Below are 23,573 nucleotides of genomic sequence, written 5' to 3' on the forward strand. Positions count from 1 at the left end.
GCTGCCGAACCGTATTCGATAACGGGAACCGCTCCCTTCCGCCGGCTCGCGCACCGCACGCGTTATGTTGACGGTCTTCGCGGTGACGAGCTCGATCGCTGGACGGAGCGGCGGAAATCTCAGTCGGTCGCCAGGGCTTTGTCTGTCGGCCAGACACCCTACAGACACGGAGCTAACGGGTCGGAGACACTGAGGCTTCCGGTTCTTCAATGAGAGGAGGTCATGACGAGGAAGTTCTTGAGGGCATTGTCAGGCGGGGCCACAACGGTGATAGGCCAGGGTGATCATCGGGAGCATTGAAAACCAGATCTCCCGATGATCGAGCCGCAAGTGCTACGTTCCATCTATGGTGGTGTGGATCGTGTACTTGGAAAATACTCCTGGTTTCATCGGCGTGTTCGACGCTGAAGATGACGCGTACGAATTCCAGGAGAGTTACGCAGCTGACAGCGGCCTCTCCGTTCTGCTTACCCCTGTTACTGTGCCCTACCGGGCCACAGGAAAAAATGCGTCTCTCTACTCACAATAGACGCCATAAGTGCGCAACGCGCTTCATTCGGCGACTATCTTGAAGCAATTTCAACTCCACGACCGTAAGGTCGGTCTTCTTATCACGGGATCGCTGATCCTCGGGATGATGGCAGCCGGTGGCCCGGCCTACGCAGCCTCTTCGGGGAGCGATGAACTCGATCTCCCGCCGCTCACAGCGACAAGTTCGGAGAATGTCCCGGACGAATGTCTCGTCTACCCAGAAAGGAACGCCACTTCCGGCTGACGCCTTTTTGCCGTGGGAAATATGTGGAAACGATCCTCCGCAAAAGGGCTTCCCCACGGCGGGGTTGGCGCGAAGCCAGCTATTTCTAGTTGTTGGGGAGCGGTAACAAAGACGTTCATCGGGTCAATCGTCTTCATGCACAATGGGTGGATTTGGGTTGCTGTAACCGAGGCCTTCGAGAGTTTTGGCACCGGGAATATGGAGCAGAAGAGTGTCCTTTACAAATGCAATGGGACTGGGCAGCACACGTTCCGCGTTGTGTCGTACTTCAAAGCCTCCGGGGCGAAGGATGTCATCGCTGCGGAGGCTCCGCATAGCTCAGGTGACTACAAGCTCCAGTGTGGCTAGAGGACTACTCGACCTCAGGATGCGCTGAGCAATCGCTGCAAAGAGCCGAATGCCACCCTCACTCCCAAAGTTCCCCGCGACCCGGCGCACTGAAGCCGCGAGCATGCGGGGGGAGTGAACGGTATGCCGGGTCGCGCTCGGTGAACGCTCCGGCTGCCGCCAGCCACGGCATCGCACGATTGCTACGATCCGGTCGCCGTCGCCGGACGTAGCGTGCAGAACGCCGAGGGTCCTCACGGGTCCTCGGCGTTCTACGTTTCCCGGTGGTTAGCTCCAACCGAGTGCCCGACACGCGCCCAAGCTTCGACTCCGCGGTTTCCAGACTCACGCCGCAGGCCATCCGCGAAGATGGGTCGGGCTTCATCGGCGTCGCCGGCGACCAGGTGCATGGTGTTGTACTCGGCACCGAGGGTCGATCTCCCGCGCGACCTCAGCCAGGTATCGGTCGATCTCTTGCGCGGCGGCCTCACGACTTCAGGTCGGGGATGAGCCTCTTGCCCAGATCGACCGTGTCATCGATCTCGTAGCCGAGCCGCCGGTAGAAGTCGACCACCTGCGCGTTGCCCGCACGCACCTGCAGATTCACCTTCGGGCAGCCCAGGTCGCGCAGACGGGTCTCGACGTGGGTCACGAGCTCCCTGCCCACCCCGAGCCCACGGGAGTCGAGCTGCGTGGCGAGGTAGTTCATCCACCCGCGATGCCCGTCGTAGCCCGCCATGACCGCGCCGAGGATGCGCCCGGTCTCGTCCTCCGCCACGACGAAGAGCTCGGGCTGCACCGTCAGCTTCCGCGCGATGTCCTTCCGAGGATCGTTCCACGGTCGCGTGAGCCCTGCGTCCGCCCACAGGGCGACGACGGCGTCGGTGTCTTCAGGCTGGAACGGTCGGATGCGCACAGGTCCAGCCTCCCAGATCCGATCCTCCCGCGAGAGTCAGCCCTCGCGGGAGAACGTGATGTGCGTGACGCCGGACTCCGCGACCTCCGAGGTGACGCGATAGCCGGACTCGAACCCGCGCAGGTCGTCCCACAGACGGATCCCGCTCCCGATGAGGATGGGGGTGATGCCGACGTGCAGCTCGTCGACGAGACCGGCACGCAGATACTCCCGCACCGTGGTCGGCCCGCCTCCGACGCGCACGTCGCGTCCATCCGCAGCAGCCACCGCCGTGCGCAGCGCCTCGTCCGGCGCGGCCGAGAGGAAGTGGAAGCTCGTGCCGTTGGCGAACTCGATCGACGGCCGCGGGGTGTGGGTCAGCACGAACACCGGAGCGTGGAACGGCGGCTCCTCTCCCCACCACCCACGCCAGTCGGGGTCGTCGGGGTTCGCGTGGAGCCCGAACATCCCGGCGCCCATGATCTCGGCGCCGATGTTCTCGAAGTAGTGCGCGGCGTACTTCTCATCGACACCGGTGGTGCCGGCGCCACTGGTGTCGAGGAAGACGCGTTCGTGGAAGGTGCGGGTGGCCGTGTACGCAGCGGTCAGTCTTCCCCAGTCCTCCCCGAATGGGTTCTCCGGAGTCTGATCGGTCGTCGTGGCGAAGCCATCGAGCGAGATGTTGAGATCGACGCGAACACGGGTCATCGCTGCCTCCGGAGCTGCGCGGGGTGACGGTGCGTCCATCGACGCGCCGTCACCCAGCGTCAGGGTTCCACGACGCCGTGTCAAGGAGGTGGGTCGTGATCAGACCGGATCGCCCTGGACCGGCCCTTCGGTGTTCGGCTTCCAGCCCAGCGCCGGGGCCACATGCTTCGCGAACGCCTCCAGCACGTGCAGGTTGTACTCCGGTCCGAGCTGGTTCGGGATCGTCAGCATCAGGGTGTCCGCGGCCATCACCGCCTCGTCCTGTCGAAGCTGCTCGATCAGCACGTCGGGCTCGGCCGCATAGGTCTTGCCGAACGTGGAGCGGAACCCGTCGATGATGCCGATCTGATCCGCATTCTCCTCGCTCCGAAGGCCGAAGTAGGCGCGGTCCATGTCGGAGACCAGCGGGAACACACTGCGGCTGACCGAGACGCGCGGGGTACCGGTGTGCCCGGCCTCCTTGTATGCGGACCGGAAGAGGTCGATCTGCTCACGCTGCAGTTCGTGGAACGGCTGCCCCGTGGCCTCGGTGACGAGGGTCGAGCTCATCATGTTGAGGCCCTTGCGACCCGTCTCGATCGCGGTCGGGCGCGAACCCGATCCCCACCAGATGTGATCACGGAGTGTCGGCGACTGCGGCTCGATCGCGAGATAGCGCCCAGCCCCCACCATGCGCGGGTCACCGGGGGCGATTCCCTCCCCGTCGATCGCACGCAGGAACAGGTCGAACTTCTCCCGGGCGATGACGCTTCCGCGCTCGGTGTCCTCCTCATCGACGTAGCCGAACGTCTCGTATCCGCGCAGAGCCGTCTCGGGTGAACCACGGCTCACGCCGAGCGCAATACGACCGTCGGAGATCAGGTCGAGAGCGGCCGCCTCCTCCGCGAACTGGAACGGGTTCTCGTAGCGCATGTCGATCACGCCCGTGCCGACCTCGATGCGCTTCGTGCGCGCCGCCATGGCCGCCAGCAGCGGCATCGGCGAGGCGGCCTGACGCGCCCAGTGGTGCACGCGCACGTAGGCGCCGTTCACACCGATCTCGTCGGCGCCCTCGGCGATCTCGATGGTCTGCTTCAGCATGTCGCCCGCTGTGCGGGTCGCTGAGCCGGGCACATCCGCGTAGTGCCCGAAGGAGAGGAATCCGAAAGCCTTCATGATCCATTCCAACGCATAGATCTGGGGACTATTCCCCCGGCACCAAGATGCCGTCGAACACCAGGGAGCGGATGCGGGGCTCGAGCTCGGCCCACAGATCCGGCAACGGCACCTCGAAGAGGTCGGCCAGCGCCGAGGCGATCTGCACGACGGTGAGTTCGCCGTCGCAGGCGCCGACGAACCCGGCGAGCGCGGGATCGACGTTCACCGTGCGGGCGAAACCGCCGCCCTGTCGCAGCTCGATGACGCTGGGGTCGTCGTTGCCCGGCAGCAGGTGGCGCGCCTCGGTCACGTCCGGAGCCGTCACCAGGGTCGAGGGAATGCCCTCGGCGAGCAAATCGTGGGCGGCGAGGCCCGTGCCCAGAGCGGTCCCGACGTTCGAGACCTGCTGGGCGATCCTCTCCGTGCGCCGAAGCGGATGCTCCGATGCCCCGCGGCGCATCAGCACGTAGCCGAAGCCGATCGACGTCACGCCTCGGGCGGCGAAGTCGTCGAGCCAGGCGGTCAGCAGCGGTGTGAAAGCCGGGTCGCGCGGCGTCGTCCCCCCGTCACGGATCCACAGCTCGGCATACCCGAGCGGGGTCAGCTCCTCGCGTTCGATCACCCAGAGGTCGAGCTCGCTCGGCACCCAGGCATCGAGACGGGCGAGGCCGGTGATGCCGGACCTGGACTCCCAGTTGCCGAGCAGCTGCGCGATGCCGTTCTGCGTGAGGTACGCAGGCGCGCTCCGCACGAACTGCTCGACCAGCGCATCGCCCACCAGTCCGCCGTCTCGGTACTCGTAGGCCGGGACCCCCTCCACCCGCGGCGTGATGACGAACGGCGGGTTGGAGACGATCAGGTCGAAGGCCTCTCCCGCGACGGGCTCGAACATGCTGCCGTGCCGGAACTCGATGTTGACCACCCCGTTGAGGCGGGCGTTGAGTTCCGCGAAGGCCAGGGCGCGCTGCGAGATGTCGGTCGCGATCACCGTGCCGGCGCGACGGGCGACGAGGAGCGCCTGGATACCGCAGCCGGTGCCCAGATCGAGAGCCCGATCGACCTGGATGGGAACGATCGTCTCGGCGAGCGTGCGCGACGCTCCCCCGACCCCGAGCACATGGTCGGCAGGAAGAGGGCCATCGAGCGCCACCTCGTCCAGGTCGCTGGCGATCCACCACTCCCCGACACCATCCGCATCGACGAAAGACTGCGGGCGCAGCAGCGCGGTCGGGGTCACCGTTTCGGCGTCGGAGGTACCCAGGCCGAGAGCCACGAGCCCGTCCACTCCGAGGTGCGGCAACGCGGCGGCGACGGCCGCCCGCGGCTGCGGCTTCCCGAGCACGAGCAACCGCCCGAGCGTCGCCAGCACGCCGGAGTCGCCGGCGATGGCGCGCAGGATCGGCTCGTGCATGCCGCGCGCGAGAGCGTCGTCCGCTTCCTCGCCCCACAGACGACGTAGCGGCTCGGAACGGAGGTCGGCGGCGTCGAGATCGGCGGCGAGCGCGGCGCAGCGAAGGGGGTCTGGGAGCGGTGCGGGGGTGTCGGACACGGCCGTCACTCTACGCGTCTTCAGGGTTCTCTTTCCTTGCGCCTCCTAGAATCGGGAGGTCAGTACTCACGATCAGCCCGTCTCCGGGCGTTCGAGGAAGACCTCCATGACCGCGATCACCCCCGAGCACGGCCTCCGTGCGCGCCTTCGAAGGCTCGCAAGCAGGACCGCTGTTCTCGCGATCGCGCTGGGCGCCTGCGCGGTCGTCGTCCCGAGCGCGGCCAGTGCAGCCGGGGCATCGGGTGCGGACGACGATGCACGGGTGGGCTTCCACATCTCTGCGGGCCTGCGCGGCCTCGTCGCCCCCGGCTCCGCGACCACGGCGATGCTCACGGTGCAGAACGACACCGAGTCGAAGCTCTCCGGCGGTCAGGTGCAGGTGGAGCTCAGCAGGACGCCGCTGACGGATGAGGCCTCTGTCTCGAGCTGGCTCGACGACGGCACGGCCCCGGGCGAGTTCGACGCCATCGGCTCCGACACGACGGCAGCCCTCGATGCCGGAGAATCGGCCATGACCACGGTCTTCGTGCCGGCCGAGACCCTCGGGGCCCTCGCTCCGGGCGTCTACCCGCTGCGGGCGGAGCTCACCGGCGCGAAGACGCAGAACACCGACGACGATGACGCAGCGGCGACCACCGCCACCAGTGTGCTGGTCGTCGCCGATTCTCAGACCGCTCAGGTCGGGGTGCTCGTCCCCATCACGGCGACGCCCGAGGGCGGTGCTCTGCTCAGTTCGGACGAGCTCGCTGCCCTCACCGGCCCCGAGGGCGCTCTCACCGCTCAGCTCGACGGTGTGGCGGGCACCACCGCGGTCCTTGCGATCGATCCCGCCATCGTCGCGGCCATCCGCGCTCTCGGTTCCGCGGCGCCCGAGAGCGCCCAGGACTGGCTGCGTCGCCTCGATGCCCTGCCCAATGCGCGGTTCGCGTTGCAGTTCGGCGATGCTGATGCCGCGGCCCAGGCGCAGGCGGGTCTGCCCGAACTCCTGCAGCCGACGACGCTGGCCCCGTTCCTCAATGCGGCGAACTTCTCGCAGACCCCGGCCACGCCTGCGCCGACCGGCACCCCGGCCACGACACCCAAGCCGACGCCCGGCCCGACCGGGACACCACAGCTGCCCGACGACGAGGAGCTCACCGCGATCGACGGCGCGCTCGCTCAGATCCTGTGGCCGGACGACGAGCTCAGCGAGGATGACCTGGCCGCTTTCACGAGGTATCTCGGTGAGGGCACGACCACGATCGTCTCCTCCACCGCCGTCGGCGGGCAGAGCGCGGCGCACGCCACTGCCGGCGGAAACGACCTGCTGGTCACGGACACCGCTCTGTCCGAGTCCCTGTCGGAGGTTGCGGCCGAGTCCGATCAGGTGGATCGCCAGCGTCTGCTCGCCGAGGCATCCGCCCTGCTCCTGCTGGCAGCGGATCGCGTGGCCGGTGCTCCGCTGCTGATCGGTCTCGACCGTGATGAGAACCGTGACGCCGATGCGCTGCGCGATGCGATCTCCTCCGCCGACTCGATCGGTTTCGAGCTGTCGGCGCTGCGTGCGACTCCGGCGATCCCCGCCTCCGTCACAGCCCAAGCCGACCCGGCACGAGCCACAGCGGTGACCGACCTCCTCGCCGACGAAGCAGCACTCACCGCCTTCTCATCGATGCTCAGTGATCCGCAGGTCCTGCTGAGCCCCGAGCGCATCCGCATCCTGCGCACGCTGGCCGTCGGGACACCGGCGAGCGCCTTCGCCAAGAACGTCGAGAAGCACCAGAAGCGCACCACGCAGACGCTGAGCGCCGTGAGCACACCGCCGTCCAGCACCATCCAGCTGCTGACCGCCAACGCCGACCTGCCCATCGCCGTGCGCAACGACCTTCCGTGGCCGGTGACGGTTCAGCTCTTCGTCTCGCCGACCGATCCGCGTCTCGAGGTCACACCGATGACGGAGACGGTGGTCGAGGCCAACTCCACCAAGCGGGTCAAGGTCCCCGTGTCGGCACGCGTCGGCAGTGGCGAAGTCGACCTGCGGCTCAGCCTGTACAGCCCCACCGGCGTGCAGATCCAAGGCCAGGAGGAGATCCGGGTCGCCGTCCGTGCCGAGTGGGAGACCATCGGCCTGATCGTCTTCGGAGGGCTCGCCGTCGTCCTGATCGCGCTCGGCGTGATCCGCACCGTGCGCCGCAAGCGCCACGAAGCAGCCGAAGAGGCCGCCGTCGAAGCCGAGATCGAGACGCTCGAAGAGGGTGCCGTGCACACACGACCGGATGCCACCGCGACCGAAGACAAGAATGAGTAGCCTCGGCCGCGCGAGCGCCATCATCGGCGCGGGCACCCTCGTCTCCCGCCTGACCGGTCTGCTGCGCAGCATCGTGCTCGTCGCGGTGATCGGCTCTCTCGGGTCGCAGGCGGCTGATGCGTTCACCTACGCGAATCAGCTGCCCAACAGCGTCTTCTCTCTGATCTCCGTCGGAATCCTCACGGCGGTCATCGTCCCCCAGATCGTCAAGGCGACGGCGGATGCCGATGGCGGCAATGCCTTCATCTCGAAGCTGTTCACCCTGGGCACCGTCGTCCTGGTCGTGGTGACGGGAATCGCAACGGCGGCGGCACCGTGGCTGGTGCACCTGGTCGCCGGTAGAGCGACCGAGGCCACCCTCGCCCTCGCCACGGCACTCGCCTACTGGTGCCTGCCTCAGATCCTCCTCTACGGTCTCTACGCGATGCTGGGCGAAGCCCTCAACGCGCGGAAGATCTTCGGTCCCTTCACCTGGGCGCCTGTCGTCAACAACATCGTCTCGATCGTCGGCTTCCTCGCGCTCGGCGCGCTGTTCGGTCCCGTCTCCACGAAGGCCACCGACTGGACGCCGGAGATGATCACCCTGCTCGGCGGCACGGCCACGCTGGGCATCGCGCTGCAGGCCGTCGTCCTGCTCATCTTCTGGCGTCGCACGGGCCTCGCTCTCAAGCCCGACTTCCGTTGGCGCGGTGTCGGTCTCGGCAACGTCGGCCGCCTAGCCGGCTGGACCTTCCTCATGGCTTTCGCGAGCCTGTCTGCCGGAGTTCTCCAGGGCTACATCGTCAGTGAGGTCGCCGGTCTCGGTGCCTCCGCCACCGTGACCGCGAACGCGTGGCTGATCTTCATGCTCCCGTATTCCGTCATCGTGCTCTCGATCGGAACCCCCTACTTCACCCAGATCAGCGCGCACGCGGCTGCCGGTCGCGACGACGACGTCCGCGCCGACATCGCGCAGAGCATCCGCACGCTGCTCTTCTTCATCGTCGCGGCCACCGCGGCCGTCGCCGCCGCGGCCATCCCGGCATCTCGGGTGTTCACCGAGTCCGCCGAAGACGCCCAAGCCGCCGCAATGGTGCTGCTCGCCTACCTCGTCGGGCTCATTCCTCTCACGATCCTCTTCATCGTGCAGCGCACCTTCTACGCCTACGACGACACGAAGACCCCGTTCTGGTTCACGATCTTCCAGTGCGTCCTCATCGTGGTCACCGCCCTGGCCGCGCTCGGTCTGCGCGAAGCCGGGATCATCCCTCTCACCTCTCTCGCCGCGGCGATCGCCCTCGGCCAGTCGATCGCGAGCATCCTGCAGACGATCGTCGCCACCTGGCTGCTGCACAAGAAGATCGGCGGTCTGAGGATTCGTTCGTGGATCACGGCCATCGGTCGCTTCACGATCGCCGCGATCCCGGCAGGATCCGCCGGATGGGGAACGTTCCAGCTTCTCGGCGGCACCACGGGTTGGGCCACCTCCGGCGTCATCCCCGCCACCCTCGCGACCGCGATGGTCGGCCTCGCCGTCGTGATCGTCTACATCGCGATCCTCGCCATCATGCGTGCCCCCGAGCTCACGGCCGGCCGCGCGCTGGTCCGTCGCTTCCTCCCCGGTCGCTGATCGGCGCACAGAGCCTTCTCCCAGTCCGGCGGCACACAGTGTGCGGGGAATGCCTCGCGGTTACCATGGGTTGAAGCACTCGAAGGTCATTCGACTGCAGTTTCAAAGACGGAGAGCACATGCGTCAGGTCATCATCATCGGCTCCGGCCCCGCCGGATTCACGGCGGCCATCTACGCCGCCAGGGCGAACCTCAAGCCGCTGCTCATCGCGAGCTCGGTCGAGGTCGGCGGCGAGTTGATGAACACCACCGAGGTGGAGAACTACCCGGGCTTCCCCGAGGGCATCCAGGGACCGGAGCTCATGGCCAAGTTCCAGGAGCAGGCGGAGAAGTTCGGCACCGAGGTCGTCTACGACGACGTCACCGAGCTGCAGCTCGACGGCCCCGTCAAGAAGGTCATCCTCGGCAGCGGTGCGGAGCACGAGACCCAGTCGCTGATCTACGCGACGGGCTCGGCCTACCGCAAGCTCAACATCGACGGTGAGGAGCGCCTCTCTGGCTACGGCGTCTCCTGGTGCGCCACGTGCGACGGCTTCTTCTTCCGCGAGAAGACGATCGCCGTCGTCGGCGGCGGCGACTCCGCGATGGAAGAGGCCACGTTCCTCACGCGCTTCGCCGACAAGGTCTACGTCATCCACCGCAAGGACACCCTGCGGGCCTCGAAGATCATGCAGGAGCGCGCCTTCGCGAACGAGAAGATCGAGTTCGTGTGGAACAGCGAGGTCGCCGAGGTCCTCGGTGGCGACTCCGTGACGGGTGTGCAGCTGCGCTCCACGGTCGACGGCACGCTCCGTGACCTCCCGCTCGACGGGCTCTTCATCGCGATCGGCAACGACCCGCGCACGCACCTCGTGCACGACAAGCTCGAGCTGACGCCCGAGGGCACCATCTGGGTCGACGGACGCTCGTCGAAGACCTCGGTTCCGGGTGTCTTCGCTGCGGGTGACGTCATCGACCCCACCTACCGTCAGGCCATCACGGCTGCCGGCAGCGGCACGGTCGCCGCGCTCGATGCGGAGCACTTCCTCGCAGACCTGGAGGACGCGTCCGTGGAGGTCCCGGCCGCCGAGGCCGCCGAGGTCCTCACCGCCAGGGCATAGGCCGGGAACACTTTTCCCTCGTCGGCTGTTGTAGCAGACGAACCTCGAATCAAGGAGAACTCTGATGAGTGCAAAGGCTACGAGCCAGGCGACCTGGGAGCAGGACGTTCTGCAGGCCGAAGGTCCCGTGCTGGTGGACTTCTGGGCCGAGTGGTGCGGTCCGTGTCGCATGGTCGCGCCGGTTCTGGACGAGATCCAGGCCGACAACCCCGACAAGATCACGATCCTCAAGCTCAACGTCGACGAGAACCCCGAGCTGGCGATGAAGTACCAGATCACGTCGATCCCGGCGATGAAGGTGTTCCACGGTGGTGAGGTCAAGACGACCATCATCGGCGCCAAGCCCAAGTTCGCTCTCGAGAAGGACCTCGCCGCTTTCATCGGCTGATCCTGCGATTCGAAAGGGCCGTACCTCCCGGGGAGGTACGGCCCTTTCTTCGTCTCCGTGCCCCGTGTCGTGCGCGATGCGCCTCTCCGTCAGTCTTTGTCGTACACCGAGACGGGTAATAGTCCACGGGCAGCACGGGCTCGATCGACGAGGAGCTGGATCACTGCGGTCTTGCCCGCGTTGTATGACTCCTCGCCCATTCGCGAGGCATCGACAGCAGCGTGCTTCGCGCGTTCGTAGAGCTCGGCATCTTCCGGGTTCTGCAGCAGCCAGTCCCGAAGGATCCTCTGGTTCACCTCATCCCACCCGAACGCCTCGAAGAAGTGGGCGATTCGAGTGCGCACGCCGTCCTCCTCGAAGACCATGACCTGGTGGCTTCGCACTCCGCTCCCGAGCCGCCACCCGACGGTCTCGAGGGCAGGCAGATGCCGGTCGAGGTCCTCCTCGTCGGCGATCCGCACCGCGACATCGATGATCGGCTTGGCACTCATCCCCGGGATGCTGGTCGAGCCGATGTGCTCGACGATCCAGTTCGGATTCCCCTGCGTCCGCAGCTCTGCCGCGACCCTCCGGAAGGCGTCCGGCCAGGCCGGATCGTACGGATCGAGGACGGCCTCCACGTCAGGAGGCGTCGGCGACGGACGGATCCCAGCGGCGGTGGCGCTGCTTCTCGTCCAACAGGCCCCAGACGGCGGAGGTCAGCTCCGGGTACTCCAGTGCGATCTGTCGCAGCACACGATAGTGGCGGGCCGCGTTGGGACGCACGCCGTCATTCGCATTGATGTTGTCGGCGCGAAGAAGGTAGACGACGAGCTCGTCGACGCTCGGGAGCTCCTCCATGAACTCCCACGGATCCTCGCCTCCGAGCAGGCGCTCCTGGATGAGGACCGCGAGTTCGTCGGCCGCTTCGGCCCGCAGCACTTCCAGGCTGGCGCGACGCTGTACGGACTCGGTCATGCTTCAAGCCTACGTCGGCTGGGGACCCCTCCGGCGCTGCACCTTCATGTTCTCTGTCATCTCCTCGAGCTCTTTCCCCTTGGTCTCCGGCACCTTGAAGAAGACGAAGAAGAACGACAGAAGCGCGAAGAACGCGTAGAAGCCGTAGGCGAAGGTGAGTCCGATCTCCGCGAAGGCCGGGAACGTCGTGGAGATGAAGAAGTTCGCGACCCACTGCGCCGCAGCGGCCACCGCGAGGGCGCCGGCTCTGATCGAGTTCGGGAAGATCTCGCCGAGCAGAACCCACACGAGCGGGCCCCAGCTCGCGCCGAAGAACACGACGAATCCGTTCGCGCAGACCAGCGCGATGGTGGCCCAGGGGTCGGGGAGTGTCGCCGTCCCCTGCGCGTCCAGCGTGCCGAACGAGAAAGCCACAGCCATGAGGCCGAGGGTCACGGTCATCCCCACCGAGCCCACCAGCAGCATGATCCGTCGACCGATCTTGTCGACCAGCAGGATCGCCACGATCGTCACGACGATGTTCGTGACAGAGGTGATGACGGAGGTGAGCAATGCGCTGGACTCGTCGAAACCCACCGACTGCCAGAGCGTGGTCGAGTAGTAGAAGATGACGTTGATGCCCACGAACTGCTGGAAGACCGACAGCAGGATGCCGATCCAGACGATCGGCTTCAGTCCCAGACGGTTGCCGCGCAGGTCGCGCAAAGACTCGGCGCGTTCGGTGTCGATGGTTCCGGTGATCTCGTCGATCTTCCCCTGGACGTCGACGGTACCGGTGACGGTCTCGAGAACCTCAGCCGCCCTTTTCAGCTCCCCCTTGCGCACCAGGTACCGCGGAGACTCCGGGAGCCGAAGAGACATGAGCCCGTAGACCAACGCGGGGATAGCCGCGACCATGAACATCCACCGCCAGGCCGTGAGACCCCACAACGGCTGATCCGCTGCACCGGCGAGACCGGCGAGCAGCGCGTCTGAGAGCAGCGCAGCGAAGATACCGGTCACGATGGCGAGCTGCTGCAGGGATCCGAGGCGACCGCGAACAGCGGCCGGCGACACCTCAGCGATGTATGCCGGCGCGATGACCGAGGCCGCGCCGACACCGAGTCCACCGATCACTCGCCAGATGATGAGGTCGACGACGCTGAAGGCGAGACCAGAGCCGATAGCGGAGATGAAGAACATCGCCGCTGCGACGACCATCACGGGTATGCGTCCGTACTTGTTGGAGACCGGTCCCGCGAACCAGGCACCCACCGCGCAACCGATGAGAGCGGAGGAGACGGCAAAGCCTTTCAGGGCCGTGCCGAGATCGAACCCGGAGACGTCACCGGCCAGGGCATCCACGGCGCCGTTGATCACGGCCGTGTCGAATCCGAAGAGGAAACCACCCAACGCGGCCGCGATGCTTACCGCGATCACACGGCGCTTGATGGCTACTGGACCGGCTGTACTCGACATGACATCCCCCTCGTCGTCACGATGACGCGAGTCTAGGCTAGCGCTGCCGTGGCCGGGGCCTCACTTCGACGAGCCGTAACCGCTCTCTCCGATCTCCTCCAGGATGCGATTGAGATCCTGGATGGAAGCGAAATCGATCGTGACCTGGCCTTTCCGTGCGCCGAGAGCGATCTTCACGCGGGTGTTGAGTCGGTCACCGAGCTTGCCGGCCACCTCGTCAAGGTATGCGCGGCGCGCACCGGGGGTCGGCTTGACGGACTTGCCGGCGCTGGGCTGCGACTTGGCGGCCTCTTCGGTGGCGCGCACCGAGAGGTCCTCGTTCACGACCTTGTCCGCGAGACGCTGCATCGACTCCGGAGTCTCGAGACTGAGGATGGCTCGCGCGTGCCCCGCGGTCAGCACCCCGGCCGCAACCCGCTGCTGCACGGGTACAGGGAGCTTCAGGAGCCGGATCGTGTTGCTGATCTGCGGACGTGAGCGACCGATGCGTGTGGCCAGCTCCTCCTGAGTGATTCCGAAGTCCTCGAGGAGCTGCTGGTAAGCCGAGGCCTCTTCCAACGGGTTCAGCTCGGAACGGTGGAGGTTCTCCAGCAGGGCGTCACGGAGGAGATCCTCGTCGGCGGTCTCGCGAACGATCGCGGGGATCACTTCGAGCCCGGCCTCACGAGCAGCACGGGTACGTCGCTCCCCCATGATGAGCTCGTACTGGCCCTCGCTGTTCTTGCGGACGACGACGGGCTGGAGCACACCGAACTCACGAACGCTGTGGACGAGCTCGGCGAGATCTTCGGGGTTGAAGTGCGTTCGCGGCTGACGGGGGTTGGCGACGATCGTGTTCGGATCGACCTGGATCAGGTGGATGCCGGGGACGACCTCGAGTTCGGCGGCATCGGCTTCGACCTCGGGTACTGCCTCCGCATTCGCCTGTCGCAGGCTCGCGCCAGGGAAGAACACGTCGACAGGACGCTCTGACTGATCAGTCGTGGGGATGAGGGCGCCGATACCCCGGCCCAGCCCAGTGCGCTTCGCCATCATTTCTCCTTGCTCTGCGTCGCTGTGCGCGATGCGATCTCAACGGCGGCCTCACGGTAGGCGATCGCGCCAGCGGATTGACCGTCGTACGCGATCACGGTCTGCCCGAAGCTCGGGGCCTCCGATACCCGGACCGAACGCGGGATGACCGTCTCCAGCACCTGTTCCGGGAAGTGTGTGCGGACCTCTTCCGCGACCTGCTGCGCGAGGCGTGTGCGACCGTCGAACATGGTCAGCAGGATCGTGGAGAGATGAAGGACGGGATTCAGGTGCTTCTGGATCATCTGGATGCTCCCGAGCAGCTGACTCAGTCCCTCGAGTGCGTAGTACTCGCACTGGATGGGGATGAAGACCTCTGTCGCGGCCGTGAAAGCGTTGATCGTGAGCAGCCCCAGTGATGGAGGGCAGTCGATGATGACGAAGTCCATCGGGTGGTCGGCGAGATACACCTCAAGGGCACGACGTAGGCGATGCTCTCGAGCAACCTGTGCAACCAGCTCGATCTCTGCACCCGCGAGGTGGATGGTGCTCGGCGCACAGAAGAGGTTCGAGTCCTCAGGGGACTCCTGGATGATGTCCGCGAGCGGGAACTCATCGATCAACACGTCGTAGACGCTGGGGACCTCGGCGCTATGCGGCACACCCAATGCTGTGGAGGCGTTGCCCTGCGGATCCAGATCGATGACCAGGACCTTCGCGCCCATTCCTGCCAGGGCCGAGGCGATGTTCACGGCGGTGGTGGTCTTCCCCACACCGCCCTTCTGATTCGACACGGTCAGCACACGGGTTTCCCCGGTGAACTCGACGGTGGCGGCCTCGAGTGCGCGCCTACGGGCGGAGAGGTCAGCGAGTTCCCGCGCGAGCGGTGTATCCATCCCGAACGATCCGTTCGATGACGTCTTCTCGGATTGTTTCACGTGAAACATCCACTCCTTTCGGGGCCGCGTTCCACTCTAATCGCTGGGAGTGACGTTCGATGACGGAGGGGCGCACGGTGCGCTCCATCCCCGGACAGCTGGGGCGCGGGGCACCACTGGAAATTGCGTCCGGATGGCGGTCGCTTTGAGCAGGAACGTCGATGTTTCACGTGAAACGGTCGCGTCCGGGGGCTGTCTACCCCCGTAGGTACGCCGCGTCCATGCGACAAGCGGTGCGTGAGACGCCCGTTCACGTCGGACCTCCCATGACGCTGGGCCCGCGGCGTGACCCGAGCGCTTGCGCTCCTCTGGTCCTGATCCCTCCTCCCCCACATCACCCTTTGCGGACTGCACACACGGATCGCCACACACGTCTGCCGATCGGGCCGCCACACACTCGCACGGAAGTGCGCGTTTCATGCCGGCTGACAACCGAAGGGATACTGGCCGCAGTGAGAACACGTAGGAACACCCATGGCACCATCGACGCCGTTTCACGTGAAACATGTGTTGGGTGGCCGTACGCGCCCGAGGGGATCCCCACAGCCACCGACATGACTCCTGGATGGTGTCCACTCGCGCCGTTTAAGAAGCTCTCACGAGATCCGATCCGGCCCCGTCGCTCTGGCGTTGCAAGCTGACGACGCGTCACCCTCCCCAAGCTGACCGCGCTGCACAAGACCCGTGATCAGGAGTCGCCTGAACGTAGGAGCATTGCACGCAAGAGAGGCGCACCCAGGAGACGGCTGTCGCCGCAGCCGCTGGCCTCTACCGCTCATGGAATCGGTACAGCCGCCCCTCCCTCACCTTCCCGCCACGTCTGCATCACTCTCCACGCTCCTTTTTGCGGCGGCCTTGCGTAGAGGGGTCTTTCACACCAAGAGACGGCGATCGGATGGGTATGTTTCACGTGAAACATGCATCCCTTGATGCTCGAAAGCAGTGGAGGCGAGCGGGGTCGCCCGTACACAAGGGTTCTCCAGCCGCAGAAATCTCTGAAACGCCCATGGCACCAGATCGCACCGCACACCAAGCAAACCACGTCGGGCACGTCCGGCTCGTCAGGTACGTCAGGAACGTCAGGAACGTCAGGAACGTCAGGAACGTCAGGAACGTCAGGAACGTCAGGAACGTCAGGAACGTCAGGAACGTCAGGTACGTCAGGTACGTCAGGTACGTCAGGTACGTCAGGTACGTCAGGTACGTCAGGTACGTCAGCGTTTCACGTGAAACCGAACATGATACGCGTCCGATATCGCAGGTATCTCCCTTCACAGATCCCGCTAGCGCGCACCAATCCGACGAGCCCCTTCCGTCCGACCAGCAACGTCCGCCGCAACAGCAGCTTCTGGAGCGGCAGGCAGCAACCCATCAGCAGCGCCAGTACCACTACCAGCACCAGCGCTGGCACCAGTGACGCAGACCCGCATCCCTTCTAAACTCATTCCTGACGGAGTCCCACCCTGGCGATGGAATCACCCTCGCGCGCGTTTCGATCGACCGGCGATACACCTCTACATACCCAGGTTCACGGCTGGAAGCAACATGGTGCCCAGGTTTCACGTGAAACATGCCAAACGACCTCGACATCCGAATGGGGCAGTGCCGACGAACCAACCTGCCATCAAGGCCATCGAAGCGAACCCAGAGCAGAAGAGTGCCTGATCCTGAACCGATGACGATCGACACTGCAGCGCGAAATCTCATAGCCCCGGGCGAGCGAAGCTAGACGAGGGATCCAGCACCCGACGAACGATCATGTGGACACATCGTCATCAGCGCCGCGCGATGCCCTGATGCCCATCCCCTAGACACGGAAAGCGGGGTGTTTCACGTGAAACACCCCGCCTACCTTTCACAACGAAGCTAGCGAACGCGGGCGCGAACCACCCGAGTGGTCTCGGGGAGGACACCCTCCCCCAACACTTCGACCCTCACTTCTGACAGCCGGAACCTCTTGATCTGCTTCTGAGCCGCATCGATCTCGTTCGGTGCGTTCATCCCCTTGAGGAGCGCGAGCTCACCGCCTTCTCGTACCAGCGGAGCAGTCAACGGGATCAGAGTACGCAGCGCGCTGACGGCTCGAGCAGTCACGACATCGAAGCCATCCCCGGGCTGCACGTCCTCCGCACGAGAACGAAGAACAGTGACGTTGGCGAGTTCCAGAGCATCGACCTGCTCGTTGAGCCAGGTGATCCGCCGCTCCATCGGTTCGACCAGCGTCCACTGCACATCCGGGCGGGCGATCGCGAGCACCAGCCCAGGAAGTCCAGCACCGGAGCCGATATCAGCGACGGAGCCGTGGAAGAGAGGAGCAGCGATCACACTGTTGAGGATGTGTCGCGTCCAGAGCCGTGGCAACTCGAGCGGCCCGATGAGTCCTCGCTCCTCGCCCTCGCGAGCGAGAGCTGCAGTGAACGATCGCGCCACATCGATGCGGTCTCCGAAGAGATCTGCGGCGACAGAAGGTTCAGGCTCCAGCTCACTCATGCGTGGCTCCGATCGAGCGATGTTTCACGTGAAACATCAACGACGGCGAAGAACCGTGTGACGGTCAGCACCCTCACCGTAGGACTCGGAGACCAGACCGCGCTCCGCAGCGATATCGTGCACCAGCTTGCGCTCGTAGCTGGACATCGAAGGCAGGGATGCCTGCGACGAGCCCTCATCGAGCTTCGCGGCAGCGGCGTCGACCAAGGTCTTCAGCTGACGGCGACGAGTGTCGCGTGAGCCGGCGATGTCGAGGATCAGGCGCGAGAACGAGCCGGTCTTGCTCTGCACTGCGAGGCGCGTCAGCTCCTGCAGCGCCTGGACCGTCTCCGGAGCGGAGAGCACTGACAGTGCATCGCCTTCGGCCTCGACCGAGACATAGGCACGTCCCTGACGAACATCCAGGTTGAGGTCACCGTCGATATCGGCGATGTCGAGGAGCTCCTCGAGGTAGTCCGCGGCGACGTCGCCTTCGTTCTCGAGCTGAGCCACGGTGGGCTCGGCGTTGTCGGTCATGGTTTCGCTCATGAACCGCTCCCCTTCTTCTTCGCGCGCTTCTTACCCACCGGCTGCTGGCGCTTCGGTGCTTCTGCCTTCGCCTTCTCAGCCTCTTCGAGCAGACGCTGCTGCTCTGCCTCGTAGGCGGCCATCGGGACGACCTTGCCCGAGGAGTCGAGCGCCTTGCCCTTGCGTGCCAGACGCTCTTCACGAGCCTTGGCGGCTTCCGAACCGGGAGTCGGCATCTCGCGGATGACGAGGAACTGCTGGCCCATGGTCCAGAGGTTCGAGATGAACCAGTACACGACGACACCGAGCGGGAAGAAAATGCCCGAGAAGATGAAGCCGAGCGGCAGAACGTAGAGCATGATCTTCTGCATCTGGTACGCCTGGCCGGTCTTAGCTTCCGGAGACAGGTTCTTCGAGATGATCTGCAGCTGAGTGAAGAACTGCGAGCCGATCATCAGAACGACGAGGGTGACCAGGATGATGATCGCCGTGGTGTTCTGCGCATCGACCGCGTCGCCCAGTGTCTCGTGCAACGACGCCACACCGAAGAGCTTCGCGTCGTAGAACTCCTTTGTCAGCTCAGCGCTCAGCAAACCGACTCCACCGACACCATCGACGGCGTGTTTCTTCACATCGCTCAGCACACTGAAGAGTGAGAAGAAGATCGGCATCTGGACCAGCAGCGGAAGACAGCTCGACATCGGCGTCGTGCCGTGCTTCTTGTAGAGGCCCATGGTCTCGCGGCTCATGGCCTCACGAGAGAGCTGATCCTTCTTTCCGCGGTACTTCTCCTGGACTTTCCGCAGTTCAGGAGCGATTTCCATCATCTTGCGCTGGCTCTTGATCTGCTTCACGAAGAGCGGGATCAGAGCGGCACGGACGACTATGACGAGACCGACGATCGAGAGTACCCAGGTCAGACCGGATGCCGCGGGCAGACCGACAGCGGTGAGAAGCCAGTGCCAGGCGACGAGGATCATCTCGACGACCCACTTGAGCGGCCACAGGATCGTGCCGATCAGGTCGAAGCCACCCGCCGCGGGCGCATCGCTGGGGGTGGTGCTGGCGAGCAGAAGGTCAAGACCCACCGTTCAGTCCTTTCGGGAAGGGACGACGAAACCGTGTGCGGTCAGGTCGTAGCGGAAGTGGTCGTGCGGACGGACGTCATCGACGCCGCCGGTGGTCCAGGGGTTGCAGCGGAGGATGCGCCATGCCGAGAGCGCCGCTCCCTTCACTGCGCCGTGCTGCTGCACCGCACCTACAGCGTAGGCGGAACAGCTGGGGTAGTACGCACAGACATCTCCATACATCGGGGAGATCACCTTGCGATACGCGGTCAGAAACCCCAGCACCAGATTGCGGGGGATCACGGGGATGCTCCGCACCAGGTCCTGCGTGTGCAGATGCGCAGTCCCGACCGACGAAGCCGGAAGGGCGCTCATGCCGACACCGCGTCGGATACCGGCGTCAGCCTGCTCAGACAGCGATCGACATCGGCACGAAGCTCGGCGAACGATGCGGTGGCAGACGCAGGAAGGGCACGGATGACGACATCCGTGCCCTCGGGAACTCGCGGGAGCGCCTCCGCGCACACGGCCTTGAGCCGACGACGCACGGTGTTGCGCACCACAGCGGTGCCCACCTGCTTGCTGATGATGAATCCGAACCTCGCGGCTCTGCTCTCGCCCGTCGTCAACATCGAGGTGATGACGCGCGCCCCGCCACAACGGGAACCACGACGAACGACCAGACGATAGTCGCTCCCGCGGGTCAGCCGATACGGGCGGGCGAGCACAGCAGACTACGCAGAGAGCTCGGTGCGGCCCTTCGCGCGGCGGGCAGCGAGGATGCCGCGACCTGCACGCGTACGCATGCGGGCACGGAAGCCGTGCTTCTTGGCGCGACGACGGTTGTTGGGCTGGAAGGTGCGCTTGCTCATGGAATCACTCCGGGAATGCTGCCACCGGGTTCACTGCGACCGGAGACATGGGGTACTGCCAAAAATGGCATAAGTCAACCAAGTAAGGGTACGTCTTACCGACGCACAGAGCAAATCTGCGCGCTCACGTGGTGGTCTCCCGGTACGAACCGCACAGCCATTATCCACAACCGGACCACGCCCGGCAGGTGCAACACGCGCGCGTATTTTCAAGGGCAGGTTGCCGTTCACAGCCGGGATGACTACCGTGGCATCCTAAGTTATCCACAGGGGGCACGGCACGTCGACCCCGCCTCGATCACTCGTCCGGAGCGTCATGTCATCACCTGCCCAGCCCGACGTCCCCATCTGGACCACGGTGCAGGAGCTTCTGGTCGACGACGATCGAGTCACCCCGCAACTGCAGGGCTTCCTGAGCCTGGCCGTCCCGGCCGGTGTCATGTCGGCCACCCTCTACCTCGAGGTGCCGAACGACCTCACAGCCGCGCAGATCAACAAGAGACTGCGCCTGCCGATCATGGAGGCCCTCTCCCACATCGGTGAAGAGGTCACCTCCTACCGCGTCGTCGTGAACCACGAACTGGCCGAGCAGCAAACGGCACCGATCGCCGTCGGCGACTTCGGCCGGCACGAGCAGGTGCGCGTCGAGTCCCCGATGGAGCAGCCGACGCAGCTGCGCCATGAGTCCCGCCTGAACCCGAAGTACACCTTCGACAACTTCGTCATCGGGCAGTCCAACCGCTTCGCTCATGCTGCGGCGGTCGCTGTCGCCGAAGCGCCGGCCAAGGCGTACAACCCTCTGTTCATCTACGGCGACTCGGGCCTCGGCAAGACGCACCTCCTCCACGCGATCGGCGACTACGCACAGTCCCTCTATGCAGGGGTGAAGGTGCGGTACGTCTCGAGCGAGGAGTTCACGAACGACTTCATCAACTCGATCGCGAACAACCGCGGTGCCGCGTTCCAGGCGCGATACCGCGACGTCGACATCCTCCTGATCGACGACATCCAGTTCCTCCAGGGACGAGCCGAGACTCAGGAAGCCTTCTTCCACACCTTCAACACGCTGCACGACCACAACAAGCAGGTCGTCATCACCAGCGATGTCGCCCCGAAGCACCTGACCGGGTTCGAAGACCGGATGCGCAGCCGCTTCGAGTGGGGTCTCATCACCGATGTGCAGGCGCCCGACCTCGAGACGCGTATCGCGATCCTTCGCAAGAAGGCACAGAGCGAGGCGCTCCACATCCCCGACGAGGTCCTCGAGTACATCGCGACCGTGGTGTCGTCGAACATCCGCGAGCTCGAGGGCGCACTCATCCGTGTGTCGGCATTCGCCAGCCTGAACCGCTCCGCGCTCGACATCTCCCTCGCGCAGACCGTGCTCCGAGACATCATCGACACGGCCGAGGACAACATCATCTCGCCGACCGACATCATCACCGCCACCGCGCAGTACTTCAAGCTCACCGTCGACGACCTGTACGGCTCCAGCCGTTCGCAGCAGATCGCCACCGCCCGACAGATCGCGATGTACCTGTGCCGTGAGCGCACCAGCCTCTCCCTGCCCAAGATCGGGCAGCTGTTCGGCAACCGCGACCACACGACCGTCATGTACGCCTACAAGAAGATCAGCGAGCTCATGAAGGAGCGACGCTCCATCTACAACCAGGTCACAGAGATCACCACGCAGCTCGGCCGACGCTGACACGCCGCGTCTCCGAGAAATGGGGAGGACAGCACCTGATCGGGTGCTGTCCTCCCCATTTTTGTGACACGGACAGGGGTTCTGATCCTCGGATAGATGCCTCTATGCACATGTGGATAACTTGTGGATGAACGTGGATTCGGTCGGGACGAATGTGGGTTGATCACCCAAACCTGTGGATAACTCTGGGAGGGCGGTCCTCGGCCCACAACCCCCCAGCCCCCGGATTCCTCAGGGTTTCCACAACTGACAACTGTGTAGTTCCCTACTCGCTCTTGCTATCCACCGACTTATCCACAGTATCCACAGCTGTTAACACCGTTAAGGAGTTAAGTCATTCAAGGCGCGATCCGATCACCAGACGGTGGGGAGAACCGCCGGACGAACGACAAGAACCTCGGCGTAGGGATACGCCGGAGTGTGGGGCTAGCATGGGAAGCCCTGCACCGGCAGGGCAGACGACAACGCGTCACAGTTCGACGACAAGGGAGCACCCGTGAGGTTTCAGGTCAACCGCGATGTCTTCAGCGAGGCTGTCTCGTTCGTCGTCAAGCTTCTGCCGCAGCGCAACCCCCAGCCGATCCTGGCCGGAGTCCTGATCGAAGCCGATGGTTCCGGTCTGACACTCTCCGCCTTCGACTACGAAGCATCCGCGCGGACGACCATCGAAGCCACGGTGGAGACACCCGGCACGATTCTGGTCCACGGCCGGCTGCTCTCCGACATCGCGAGCCGCCTCCCGAACGCTCCGATCGAGATCGCGGTCGAGGAAGACGGCGGCATCGCCGTCACCTGCGGCTCCGCACGGTTCACACTCGCTGCCATGCCGGTCGAGGAATACCCGTCGATCCCTGAGGTGACGGGTTCTTCCGGTGTGGTTCCCGCCGACGACTTCGGCACCGCCATCTCCCAGGTCGGATTCGCCGCGTCGCGTGACGACGTGACCCCCGTGCTCACCGGTGTGCAGCTCGAAGTCTCCGGACACAACCTCAGCCTCGTCGCGACCGACCGCTACCGCGTCTCGCTGCGGGATGTGCCGTGGGACGGCGAAGCCGTCGAGGCCACCGCACTGGTTCCCGCACGCACGCTCCTCGAAGTGGGTAAGACCTTCGGTCACGCCGGCACGATCCAGGTGGCCTTCTCCGGAGCAGGCGACCGAGAGATCATCGCCTTCACCGCGGGAAACAAGACCGTCACTTCTCTCCTGATCAAGGGCAATTTCCCGCCCGTTCGCCGTCTCTTCCCGGAGCAGACGGATCACTACGCGGTCGTCAACACGGCCGACCTGGTCGAGGCCGTCCGCCGAGTTTCTCTCGTTCTGGATCGCGCTGCCCCGCTGCGCTTCACTTTCTCCAGCGACAGCGTCACCATGGATGCTTCCGGGGGAGACCACGCACGCGCCTCCGAATCCGTCGATGCGATCCTCTCCGGCGGCGACGAGGTCACGCTCGGCCTGAACCCGCAGTACCTCATCGAGGCCCTCGGCGCCGTGAAGAGCGAGTTCGTCCGCGTGACGTTCACCTCGAGCGACAACGCCAACAAGCTCAGCCCGGTGCTGATCACGAGTCAGACCTCCGTGGACCAGGCTGGCCTCGACTCGTTCAAGTACCTGCTTCAGCCCAACCTGCTCCTGCGCTGATCCTCTCCGCTACCTCCCTACCCGAAACGTTCCCGGTTCGGCCGGCGCCTTGGCGCTCACATAGATCCTTCGGGAGATGTGGTGCTCCCGGAATGAGCATCGGGAGGGGCCCGCGAAGCGGGAGGGAACCCGCTCTGCGAGCGAGGGGCGC

The 23,573-nt window shown here is 65.0% G+C and carries 21 protein-coding genes; 6 read left to right on the forward strand and 15 right to left on the reverse strand.

Features of this window, described 5'->3' with window-relative positions; all coding sequences use genetic code 11:
* Nucleotides 1-1,589: 1,589 nt before the first annotated feature.
* From ASC55_RS11165 to ASC55_RS11180, 4 genes are all read right to left on the reverse strand, one after another.
* Nucleotides 1,590-2,018 (reverse strand): GNAT family acetyltransferase, encoded by a 429-nt coding sequence (locus tag ASC55_RS11165; protein ID WP_055871494.1) that lies wholly within the window; start codon nt 2,016-2,018, stop codon nt 1,590-1,592.
* Nucleotides 2,019-2,054: 36 nt separating this feature from the next.
* A complete protein-coding gene (locus ASC55_RS11170; protein ID WP_055875418.1) occupies nt 2,055-2,705 on the reverse strand; it encodes a dihydrofolate reductase family protein in 651 nt (216 codons plus the stop codon).
* A 99-nt stretch (nt 2,706-2,804) separates the two neighbouring features.
* The gene (locus ASC55_RS11175; protein ID WP_055871500.1) at nt 2,805-3,860 is read right to left on the reverse strand and encodes an LLM class flavin-dependent oxidoreductase; all 1,056 of its coding nucleotides are present in this window, start codon (nt 3,858-3,860) and stop codon (nt 2,805-2,807) included.
* A gap of 28 nt (nt 3,861-3,888) precedes the next feature.
* Entirely contained in the window at nt 3,889-5,400 is a 1,512-nt protein-coding gene (locus tag ASC55_RS11180; protein WP_157559438.1) for a DUF7059 domain-containing protein, read from the reverse strand.
* Between the two features lie 97 nt (nt 5,401-5,497).
* On the opposite strand from ASC55_RS11180, the gene ASC55_RS11185 reads away from it, so the two are divergent.
* The 4 genes from ASC55_RS11185 to trxA all read left to right on the forward strand — a co-directional run bounded on the left by ASC55_RS11185 (nt 5,498) and on the right by trxA (nt 10,775).
* Nucleotides 5,498-7,678 carry a DUF6049 family protein gene (locus tag ASC55_RS11185; protein WP_055875421.1) on the forward strand — a complete coding sequence of 727 codons (2,181 nt, stop codon included), beginning with the start codon at nt 5,498-5,500 and terminating at the stop codon, nt 7,676-7,678.
* Nucleotides 7,671-9,287 carry a murein biosynthesis integral membrane protein MurJ gene (gene murJ, locus ASC55_RS11190; RefSeq protein WP_055871507.1) on the forward strand — a complete coding sequence of 539 codons (1,617 nt, stop codon included), beginning with the start codon at nt 7,671-7,673 and terminating at the stop codon, nt 9,285-9,287. Before ASC55_RS11185 ends, murJ begins: the two co-directional genes overlap by 8 nt.
* A 119-nt stretch (nt 9,288-9,406) precedes the next feature.
* Nucleotides 9,407-10,387: a thioredoxin-disulfide reductase gene (gene trxB / locus ASC55_RS11195; RefSeq protein WP_055875423.1), complete on the forward strand. Its 981-nt coding sequence runs from the start codon at nt 9,407-9,409 to the stop codon at nt 10,385-10,387.
* Nucleotides 10,388-10,451: 64 nt separating this feature from the next.
* Nucleotides 10,452-10,775 carry a thioredoxin gene (trxA, locus tag ASC55_RS11200; RefSeq protein WP_017829901.1) on the forward strand — a complete coding sequence of 108 codons (324 nt, stop codon included), beginning with the start codon at nt 10,452-10,454 and terminating at the stop codon, nt 10,773-10,775.
* An 89-nt stretch (nt 10,776-10,864) separates the two neighbouring features.
* On the opposite strand, the gene ASC55_RS11205 is transcribed toward trxA, so the two are convergent.
* The 11 genes from ASC55_RS11205 to rpmH form a co-directional block, all read right to left on the reverse strand.
* Nucleotides 10,865-11,395 carry a GrpB family protein gene (locus ASC55_RS11205; RefSeq protein WP_055875426.1) on the reverse strand — a complete coding sequence of 177 codons (531 nt, stop codon included), beginning with the start codon at nt 11,393-11,395 and terminating at the stop codon, nt 10,865-10,867.
* 1 nt (nt 11,396) lies between these two features.
* The gene (locus ASC55_RS11210) at nt 11,397-11,732 is read right to left on the reverse strand and encodes a hypothetical protein (RefSeq protein WP_017829903.1); all 336 of its coding nucleotides are present in this window, start codon (nt 11,730-11,732) and stop codon (nt 11,397-11,399) included.
* Nucleotides 11,733-11,741: 9 nt separating this feature from the next.
* A complete protein-coding gene (locus tag ASC55_RS11215) occupies nt 11,742-13,190 on the reverse strand; it encodes a sugar porter family MFS transporter (protein ID WP_200935166.1) in 1,449 nt (482 codons plus the stop codon).
* A gap of 60 nt (nt 13,191-13,250) precedes the next feature.
* Nucleotides 13,251-14,222: a ParB/RepB/Spo0J family partition protein gene (locus ASC55_RS11220; RefSeq protein WP_082524311.1), complete on the reverse strand. Its 972-nt coding sequence runs from the start codon at nt 14,220-14,222 to the stop codon at nt 13,251-13,253.
* Complete coding sequence (locus ASC55_RS11225) at nt 14,222-15,097, reverse strand: ParA family protein (protein WP_229778783.1); 876 nt, start codon at nt 15,095-15,097, stop codon at nt 14,222-14,224. The genes ASC55_RS11220 and ASC55_RS11225 overlap by 1 nt, the downstream gene beginning before the upstream one ends.
* Before the next feature lie 1,908 nt (nt 15,098-17,005).
* Entirely contained in the window at nt 17,006-17,629 is a 624-nt protein-coding gene (rsmG, locus tag ASC55_RS11235; protein ID WP_055875435.1) for a 16S rRNA (guanine(527)-N(7))-methyltransferase RsmG, read from the reverse strand.
* Nucleotides 17,630-17,665: 36 nt separating this feature from the next.
* On the reverse strand, nt 17,666-18,157 hold the full coding sequence (locus ASC55_RS11240; RefSeq protein WP_055875436.1) for a Jag family protein: 492 nt from the start codon (nt 18,155-18,157) through the stop codon (nt 17,666-17,668).
* A complete protein-coding gene (yidC, locus tag ASC55_RS11245) occupies nt 18,154-19,224 on the reverse strand; it encodes a membrane protein insertase YidC (RefSeq protein ID WP_055871533.1) in 1,071 nt (356 codons plus the stop codon). Before yidC ends, ASC55_RS11240 begins: the two co-directional genes overlap by 4 nt.
* 3 nt (nt 19,225-19,227) lie before the next feature.
* On the reverse strand, nt 19,228-19,578 hold the full coding sequence (yidD, locus tag ASC55_RS11250; protein WP_055875439.1) for a membrane protein insertion efficiency factor YidD: 351 nt from the start codon (nt 19,576-19,578) through the stop codon (nt 19,228-19,230).
* On the reverse strand, nt 19,575-19,931 hold the full coding sequence (gene rnpA, locus ASC55_RS11255; protein ID WP_082524312.1) for a ribonuclease P protein component: 357 nt from the start codon (nt 19,929-19,931) through the stop codon (nt 19,575-19,577). Before rnpA ends, yidD begins: the two co-directional genes overlap by 4 nt.
* A gap of 6 nt (nt 19,932-19,937) precedes the next feature.
* A complete protein-coding gene (gene rpmH, locus ASC55_RS11260) occupies nt 19,938-20,075 on the reverse strand; it encodes a 50S ribosomal protein L34 (protein ID WP_013584598.1) in 138 nt (45 codons plus the stop codon).
* Nucleotides 20,076-20,514: 439 nt separating this feature from the next.
* Here rpmH and dnaA point away from each other — a divergent pair, with 439 nt between their 5' ends.
* Nucleotides 20,515-21,783, forward strand: a complete 1,269-nt coding sequence (dnaA, locus tag ASC55_RS11265) for a chromosomal replication initiator protein DnaA (RefSeq protein WP_372446043.1) — start codon at nt 20,515-20,517, stop codon at nt 21,781-21,783.
* 496 nt (nt 21,784-22,279) lie between these two features.
* A complete protein-coding gene (gene dnaN, locus ASC55_RS11270) occupies nt 22,280-23,422 on the forward strand; it encodes a DNA polymerase III subunit beta (RefSeq protein WP_055871541.1) in 1,143 nt (380 codons plus the stop codon).
* The last annotated feature ends 151 nt before the right edge of the window (nt 23,423-23,573 follow it).

This window comes from Microbacterium sp. Root322, assembly GCF_001425645.1.
GTDB lineage: Bacteria > Actinomycetota > Actinomycetes > Actinomycetales > Microbacteriaceae > Microbacterium > Microbacterium maritypicum.

What these genes read in the sequence shown, in the direction of transcription:
- ASC55_RS11210 (WP_017829903.1), bottom strand. Translation starts at nt 11,732, where the DNA reads ATGACCGAGTCCGTACAGCGTCGCGCCAGCCTGGAAGTGCTGCGGGCC.
- ASC55_RS11240 (WP_055875436.1), bottom strand. Translation starts at nt 18,157, where the DNA reads ATGAGCGAAACCATGACCGACAACGCCGAGCCCACCGTGGCTCAGCTC.
- dnaA (WP_372446043.1), top strand. Translation starts at nt 20,515, where the DNA reads ATGTCGGCCACCCTCTACCTCGAGGTGCCGAACGACCTCACAGCCGCG.
- ASC55_RS11220 (WP_082524311.1), bottom strand. Translation starts at nt 14,222, where the DNA reads ATGGCGAAGCGCACTGGGCTGGGCCGGGGTATCGGCGCCCTCATCCCC.
- ASC55_RS11185 (WP_055875421.1), top strand. Translation starts at nt 5,498, where the DNA reads ATGACCGCGATCACCCCCGAGCACGGCCTCCGTGCGCGCCTTCGAAGG.
- yidD (WP_055875439.1), bottom strand. Translation starts at nt 19,578, where the DNA reads ATGAGCGCCCTTCCGGCTTCGTCGGTCGGGACTGCGCATCTGCACACG.
- rpmH (WP_013584598.1), bottom strand. Translation starts at nt 20,075, where the DNA reads ATGAGCAAGCGCACCTTCCAGCCCAACAACCGTCGTCGCGCCAAGAAG.
- rsmG (WP_055875435.1), bottom strand. Translation starts at nt 17,629, where the DNA reads ATGAGTGAGCTGGAGCCTGAACCTTCTGTCGCCGCAGATCTCTTCGGA.
- ASC55_RS11215 (WP_200935166.1), bottom strand. Translation starts at nt 13,190, where the DNA reads ATGTCGAGTACAGCCGGTCCAGTAGCCATCAAGCGCCGTGTGATCGCG.
- trxA (WP_017829901.1), top strand. Translation starts at nt 10,452, where the DNA reads ATGAGTGCAAAGGCTACGAGCCAGGCGACCTGGGAGCAGGACGTTCTG.
- ASC55_RS11175 (WP_055871500.1), bottom strand. Translation starts at nt 3,860, where the DNA reads ATGAAGGCTTTCGGATTCCTCTCCTTCGGGCACTACGCGGATGTGCCC.
- trxB (WP_055875423.1), top strand. Translation starts at nt 9,407, where the DNA reads ATGCGTCAGGTCATCATCATCGGCTCCGGCCCCGCCGGATTCACGGCG.
- ASC55_RS11170 (WP_055875418.1), bottom strand. Translation starts at nt 2,705, where the DNA reads ATGACCCGTGTTCGCGTCGATCTCAACATCTCGCTCGATGGCTTCGCC.
- murJ (WP_055871507.1), top strand. Translation starts at nt 7,671, where the DNA reads ATGAGTAGCCTCGGCCGCGCGAGCGCCATCATCGGCGCGGGCACCCTC.
- ASC55_RS11225 (WP_229778783.1), bottom strand. Translation starts at nt 15,097, where the DNA reads ATGGATACACCGCTCGCGCGGGAACTCGCTGACCTCTCCGCCCGTAGG.